The organism is Marinobacter sp. G11, from assembly GCF_021282325.1.
Lineage (GTDB): Bacteria > Pseudomonadota > Gammaproteobacteria > Pseudomonadales > Oleiphilaceae > Marinobacter > Marinobacter vinifirmus.
This window is the reverse complement of the sequence record NZ_JAJSPB010000060.1, coordinates 1-6,581: the sequence shown is the minus strand read 5'-3', so window position 1 is coordinate 6,581 and position 6,581 is coordinate 1. Positions and strand designations below refer to the sequence as shown.

The window sequence follows — 6,581 nt, the reverse complement described above, 5'->3', positions numbered from 1 at the left end:
GGGGGCCGTGTGTCCGGACAACAGGAATTGATCGATTATTGATCAGTCACGGCCGCCAATGAGCGGTAATGGCGGTAACCCGCACAGTCTGCGAGACTTGCTGGGGACCTATGAGAAATCCGGGCTAAGGGTGAAGAACCCTACTACAGGGAGACCAGTGGCGTTTTCCAGCCCAATTTGGATTGAGGCGAACGCTGCACCTAAACCGCTTTGTCGATATTGAATTCAGCTAAGACCACCTGGAATCAATTCTTACGGTAAGCCTCAATCTCCCACTGCAAATTCGCCGAAAACGCCAGCAACTCATCCTGGGTTGCTGGCTTATCAAACACCTTGGCAACCTTCTGCTTCTCAATCGCCTCACGCTGCTCCTGGTACACGTGGTGCAGCACCGAGGCCGAAAAGTCGGCCCCTTCGTTTTCATTCATCTGCTTGCGCAGTGCTTTGAACTGATCTGGGGCCGGAACCAATTTCCGTTTTGCAGCGATATCTTTCGGGCGTATCTCAAACCCTTTGCCCCACACATCCACGGCATGGTGCCATGCCGCCGTCAGAGGTCGGTCTCCGGTTATAAATACCTTCGCCGCCCTGCCCCGCAGGTTCACAGAGAAATAACACTGATCATGCTTGCAGCGATTACCACGCCCAATGCCGAGTGTGCTCCCCTGAAAACCTACACCTCGGTGTGGCAGCGTAGAATAATGATTCTTAGAAATGAAATCCCGATACTGAACCGCAGCGGAACGTGCTTGCCACCGGGCCTCATAGTATCTGGCACGGGTTTCCTGGTAGCGAAACCAGACCTCTTCGGGGATGCGTTTACTCGGGCGGTTCAGTGAAAAATACTTCTGATAGCGTTTGCCACGAATGGTGGCAACCACTCTCCAGCCACAAAAACCTGAGGAGAGCTGGCCTTTCTCGTAGAAATTTATTGCCATTCAGTCCTGTAGCCCCATACCAATTAAAGAGTTAGCATAATACCAGTTGACTCTCAGGGAGCCATAATCATGAATATGCTTGCAGCTTTGGTAGGTTACGGCGGGTTTGTGCTGGCCTTATTGACGATAGGGCTCATCGGTTACTGGAAGGCAGATGAACTGGAAGCTTGGGCTACCAGGAAACTCAAGGGCTAAATCAGCAATTCGACATTTCAGTTGGCCATGAATGGCGCGACCTACTCCGGCGCGAAGAAATTCAAGGTTCGAATTATCTTCCGCACATCCGCCAATGCTCGATGTTCAGTGGGCGTGGAATCAAACCTCACGGAGTACATTGCCGACTTAGCCGGAGGCAGCAAACTTTGAACCGGACGGAACTCGAACGGCAGTTCCCGGCCGAGCTCCCGGTACAGCTTGACCAACCATGGACGATCCGCTGGCACGTAGTCTGAGTAGACCACCTCCCCCGTAAGCGCTACGTCGAGTCGGTCAACAGCTTCAGCAATCGAAACGCCCTCCCGCTGAAGCTGTTCACGAGAAATGCCGTGGATCGCCGATTCTGCATACGCATCCCAATAAACCCATCGCTGAGCGGGCTTTATAAGAAACGAATCAAATCGAGTCGGGTCGAAGCGGTGCGCCCAGGCAACCTCTATGGGATAACTCTCCGGTCCCAGACCACTCGCTTCAACATCGATAACGATCACCGCTCTCCTCCCGCAGCCCGTTCACTCCTCATCAAAAAACACATCAAACGGATCCCCCTCCAGGTCCATCGTATCGAAGCAAACCCGGCTGTACTCAGACTCCAGGTGCCCCAGAGCCTTACAGATCTCATTCCAGTGGCGTTTGCTCATCTTGGTCTGCATGGATCCAGCACAGAACGTCACATCATCGGCGTAGTCAGCGCCAAAGGGATCGCCGTCGCCTTTGATCTCCACGTCCTCGATCTCCGCCTCACGTTCTGCGTTTCTGGGCTGCTCACTCATCATGTCGAAGCCACTGAGCTTGTGTCTTCGCCGATGCCGATCAGCGGGGACCATTTTGTCCTCAACCAGCGCCATTACAGCGCACATGGGCACCTCACAGCGCCAACCATCAGTCCCCTTCCTGGTAATGGCCAGGTTCAAATACCGCTGCCATAGCGTCGGGTATTGACCATCCATGCAGCCATGCAGAGCCACCGTGAAGTCCTCATCGTCCATCAGCACGCTGATTTCCCGAGGGCTCAAGTCTTTGTTGTAGGCCTGCTCGAGCTCAAGCTCCTCGAGAATCGTCTGCTTGCGCCGAACAAAGTGTGCCTTCAGCACCCATATCCCTCCGGGCAGCGCATTTTCCTTCGCTTTCTTGTGATGAGGGTTCACCACATAGTCCGGCTGGGCACTGTAGATGACAGCCCGCAACGGGTCCGGCATGCCCGCAAAGTACCGACTCATGTGTTCCTGGCCGGGAATTTCACTGCCCTTCACCCGTGCCACCAACGTGGTGCCGCCATGGCGAGCCATCGAACGCCCAATCACATAGGCTTCGCCCGCGGGCAAGTCACTGCGGACAATCGAGCTGATCTGTTCAGCATCCACCGCGGAAACCCGTCCTCGCAACAGGGAATCGGTGGCCGGATCCGATGATGAGAACACCACCACGGTACCGATGTTCTGAAGCAGGCAGTCCAAGCCCCGATCTCCGGAGACCGAATCTACTTTAGCTCGCAGCGCTGACACACTCTGGGTAGCAATCAGGTTGATATGCCCATAGCCTCGGCAACGATCGAAGAACGTGGTGTCATCGAACAAGCCCCCAGCTGAAGCCCCCTGATCAATATTGACCAGATGCTGGTACTCATCCGCGGCGAAGAAGGTGTAGAACGAATCGCCACAGCCAATGCGTTTGTGATCCCGGAAGCCGGTGATAGCGGAAATCATCCGGATACGCAGAAGCTTGGACACCACGTGCGCGGTGCTGCCAAAGCGGTCAAGAGGCAGGTCAAGCAACAGCACCTTGCGGTCCCGATACAACAGATCCTCCATATTCGGGAGCGGCTCAGCCTGTTGCCCGGCCTCTTTGTTCGGGTCCGGCGAGAACTTCTCTCGCAGAGCCGCGTTTACACTGAACGGAGCAAGCGCAGAGATCAGCCCGGCGGTATGCCAGGTATACTGCTTTTGCACTTCATCCATGCCCGGAGCATCTTCATCCAGCAACTTTGACCCGCCTCGGGCGAGAATACTGAAGCTGTTGGCGATAACCGCCTCAAGCAGCGACTGAAAGTCGGTCGCAAGCGTCGTCCTGCTCATAATGACCGTATCGGCCATCTTTACGAACTCAGCCGGTGCCTGCAGCGCCTCCACAATGTTGGCAAGGGTCGCTTCAGCCCCCATCAGCTGGTACACCTTACGGATGAACCGTGCATCCTTAATGCCCTGAGTGCCCCAGTAAGCCTCTCTCACCCGTGGTGTGATTTCCTCAAGAAAACTGGAGAACTGTTCATCCGACATCCCCTCAATCAGGTTGTAGGGAGTCGCATCGTCGTCGGCTCCCACCACAACCACCCGGTCTGGATGCAGGTCCGCCATATGGCGGTACTCACCTTTTACATCCACCACTATGCCGGCGCAGTACTTCGCGATCATCTGTGCAATTGCCGGGGCCAGGCCATTCGTGGTTTTGCGAGCACCGGTGGCACCCAATACCAGAAGATGGCGATTCGCATCATCAAAGGTAATGACCACAGACTTCTCCATGCCCTCATGAATAGCCGACGGCGCTCCCGCCTCGGTGCAACGTTCGGCATACCGACCGTGCATAGGCTTTGCATTCACACCTTTGAAAACCAGTAGAGGTTCGTTTTTGAGGCTCATAGATGTCTCCTTCAGACCATGGCGGGAAAGCGGTTTGCAGCTCGAAAGCTCACGAGGCACGGGCGTGTCAGTTATGGGTCATCCTCCTCACAGAAAGCCAATAGAGCGCTTTGATTCCTCAGAACCCGGGATATGCTCCGGGCCAATCTGGAACATGACATTGTCCCGAGACTCCCCCACCGACCGGGTAATCGCCTGTTCGAGCTTCAGCTTCATGTCTCGAATGGAACCCTGCGTCAGCTTGTTCAATACCGGCACACTGAGCCGTTCCGGAAAGCGGCGCTCCAGGTTGAACTTTTCAAGCAACTGCCCGTAGAGCTTCTGAGCCACCGCGCGCATCTCACCATTGTTCGGTGCATCGATGTCGTAAGACACCAACCGCGAACGCAGCGCCGGGCGCAGTTTTTCGATGTTGTTGGTGGTGGTGAAGGCGATCAGGTACCGAGTGTTGATTGGTATATCGAGAAACAAATCCCGGAATTGATCCCCGCTGTCACGGTCGAACACCGTATACAGTGGGTGAATCACCGAGGACTCTTCAGTGTCGCGAGCCATACATAGCTCATCGAACAGCACCACGGGCTGACCTTCCTGTGCTTCATCTACCAGGAGAATTTTGGCGATTTTGCCCAGCGTGGCATTCTTCCAACCGCGAGACATACCCGCCAGCTCAAAACGCTCCAGCATCTGGGACACCTTCAGGTCATGAAATGACTGGCCCAGAGCCTTGGCAACAGCCTTTACGTAGGTCGTTTTGCCAACGCCTGGAGGACCCTGAAGGTTGATCACCGGCAGCTGCAATGCAGTCCCTCCAATCAGGGAAATCTTGTAACTCCCGATCAGGTTTGTGGTGACCTCGCGAAAGTTCGGAAACTCCTCCAGCAACTGTCTGAGCGCAACAAGAACCTGCTTCTGAGGCCTGTGCAAGCGTCGTTCCGGTCCATTTTCGACGATGCGCTTGAACAGAGCCTCCATCTCAGGCGACTCTGCGAGAAGAGGATCTAGCATTTTTAGATCCTCGACGGAGACAACATCAAATGCGCGGCGGATCAGGGCGTGTGCAGCTCCCATAAGCTCTCCTTCAGGTCAGTTCAGGCAGGTAGAATCTTGGTGAGTAAAACGCTTAGGTATCAGTTCTTTTCTGCCTCCAGCTCCTCCAGGCGATCCAGATAACTGAGAATCCTCGCAATCCGCTGCACCTCAAACCCTGAAAGCCCATAACGCCCTCCGGCATTGACTGCCCGGATGTAGTGCCCCGCATCCTGAGAACGATCTCTCGCCTCCATCTCGATTTTGTTAGAGGCAACCCCAGGGAAAATCTGGCTTGGCTGCACCAGATCTCCAAGCTGCCGCCGGGCTTGCTTCGCGTTGCTGCGGGTTCGGAGAACAAAAAACAGGACTCCGATCAACCCAACCGCTCCGATGAACCAATGAAACGCCAATCCTAGACCCAGTGACGCAAGCCCCAGAACAGCCGCGACTCCTTTATAAACCGCCGGGAAGGCTTCGTAGGAATCAAACTGATCCTTATACTTTCGATACACATCCGGTTTGTGCAGCTGCTGATTCCAAAGCTCCTCCATGACACCAGTGATGGCGCTCTGGTATTCGGATCTGCTCTTCGGTTGTGAGTCCATATCAGCTTCCTTCTTCAGTTGAGGAGAGTCAGAGGGCCTTAAGCGCCGGCCCGAACTTCTCGAACGATCTGTGCGAGTAACTGGCAATCCGCCAAAGCCCGGTGGGGACGCGTTGGAGTAGCAAGCCTAACCGCAAGATCAAACCGCTTATCGGGCGGAACTGCCTGGTCGAGAGGCATCAGTTTGGCTGGAGGCCGCTTTCCAACAGCCTCGAATAACCGGTCCAGCCACTTCTGGTCCTGCCAGTGGGCGTCTGAGAACACGGGGTGATCCAGCAGCAACTCTTCAGTCGCCTGTACCACTTTCACCACATTGGCGCCTTCGCTACAGCAGATTTCGCGCGACAGACCATGAATCTCCGTTTCTGCATAAGTGTCCCAGTCTTCCCATCCACCAGCTGTATCCGGATTTATCAGTGTTGAATAAGTCAGCTGACCGTTTAGGCTGCACCAGGCGATCTCAATGGGGTAACTGTCTTCACTCAGGCTGCTTGCCTCGATGTCCAGAATGATCATATAGCCGCGCTCATGTAGATGGATTTGCCCAGTCCGAATCGCCAGGCGATTCGGACTGTAAACATCAACAACGTTTAGTTGTTACCGTTGGCAGCATCCAGCAATGGATTACCACTGGAGCCGGTGCGCGTGTTTGTCTTGTAGGCTTTGGCCAACTTTCCTGCGGAATCGAACCGAACAACGGTTGTTTCGTTAATGTTCTGTCCGAAATGAGGAATCTCTGAATAGGGGTAGGACCAAACTTCCCCACTGCTGGAATCTGCAATTTCGGGCGGGTACCCAATGATCTGCTCCACTTCATCACTAGTGTCCCGTCTGGGTAATCCCTTTATTTATTATCAATAACACTCAGCTTTGCTCGCGCCACTGAAGTCATAATCGATTCTGCACTCTTGTGCCAGCGGAAGGGCTTTGCCAGTTTCTCATTATGAGTTTGGATGAAGCGACGAATCGCCTTCTTCAGTTCGCCGACACTGGTAAAAATGCCACGGTACAAAGCGCGGCGTTCCAGTTGACCAAACCAGCCCTCCACGGCATTCAGCCAAGAGGCGCTGGTTGGTGTGAAGTGAAGCTTGAACCGGGGATGTTTTTCCAGCCAGGCTTTCACCTCCGGTGTTTTGTGAGTGGAGCTGTTGT

Annotated in this window: 9 protein-coding genes; 1 reads left to right on the top strand and 8 read right to left on the bottom strand. The window is 54.5% G+C overall.

Annotated features, from left to right (window positions below; genetic code table 11):
- Nucleotides 1-245: 245 nt before the first annotated feature.
- Entirely contained in the window at nucleotides 246-938 is a 693-nt protein-coding gene (locus LWH94_RS18650) for a hypothetical protein (RefSeq protein ID WP_232903243.1), read from the bottom strand.
- A 69-nt stretch (nucleotides 939-1,007) separates the two neighbouring features.
- Between LWH94_RS18650 and LWH94_RS19495 the strand changes: the two genes are divergently transcribed.
- Nucleotides 1,008-1,133: a hypothetical protein gene (locus LWH94_RS19495; protein WP_268928152.1), complete on the top strand. Its 126-nt coding sequence runs from the start codon at nucleotides 1,008-1,010 to the stop codon at nucleotides 1,131-1,133.
- 41 nt (nucleotides 1,134-1,174) lie between these two features.
- On the opposite strand, the gene LWH94_RS18645 is transcribed toward LWH94_RS19495, so the two are convergent.
- The 7 genes from LWH94_RS18645 to LWH94_RS18615 form a co-directional block, all read right to left on the bottom strand.
- Complete coding sequence (locus LWH94_RS18645; RefSeq protein ID WP_232903242.1) at nucleotides 1,175-1,645, bottom strand: 3'-5' exonuclease; 471 nt, start codon at nucleotides 1,643-1,645, stop codon at nucleotides 1,175-1,177.
- A 21-nt stretch (nucleotides 1,646-1,666) separates the two neighbouring features.
- Nucleotides 1,667-3,793, bottom strand: coding sequence for an ATP-binding protein (locus LWH94_RS18640; RefSeq protein ID WP_232903241.1), 2,127 nt, complete (start codon nucleotides 3,791-3,793; stop codon nucleotides 1,667-1,669).
- Nucleotides 3,794-3,880: 87 nt separating this feature from the next.
- On the bottom strand, nucleotides 3,881-4,864 hold the full coding sequence (locus tag LWH94_RS18635) for an AAA family ATPase (protein WP_232903240.1): 984 nt from the start codon (nucleotides 4,862-4,864) through the stop codon (nucleotides 3,881-3,883).
- Nucleotides 4,865-4,923: 59 nt separating this feature from the next.
- Nucleotides 4,924-5,430: a hypothetical protein gene (locus LWH94_RS18630; protein ID WP_232903239.1), complete on the bottom strand. Its 507-nt coding sequence runs from the start codon at nucleotides 5,428-5,430 to the stop codon at nucleotides 4,924-4,926.
- Nucleotides 5,431-5,468: 38 nt separating this feature from the next.
- Nucleotides 5,469-5,945 carry a hypothetical protein gene (locus LWH94_RS18625; protein ID WP_232903238.1) on the bottom strand — a complete coding sequence of 159 codons (477 nt, stop codon included), beginning with the start codon at nucleotides 5,943-5,945 and terminating at the stop codon, nucleotides 5,469-5,471.
- 74 nt (nucleotides 5,946-6,019) lie between these two features.
- Entirely contained in the window at nucleotides 6,020-6,241 is a 222-nt protein-coding gene (locus tag LWH94_RS18620) for a hypothetical protein (protein ID WP_232903237.1), read from the bottom strand.
- A gap of 32 nt (nucleotides 6,242-6,273) precedes the next feature.
- The coding region (locus LWH94_RS18615) for a transposase (protein ID WP_232903236.1) at nucleotides 6,274-6,581 on the bottom strand (308 nt) is incomplete at its 5' end.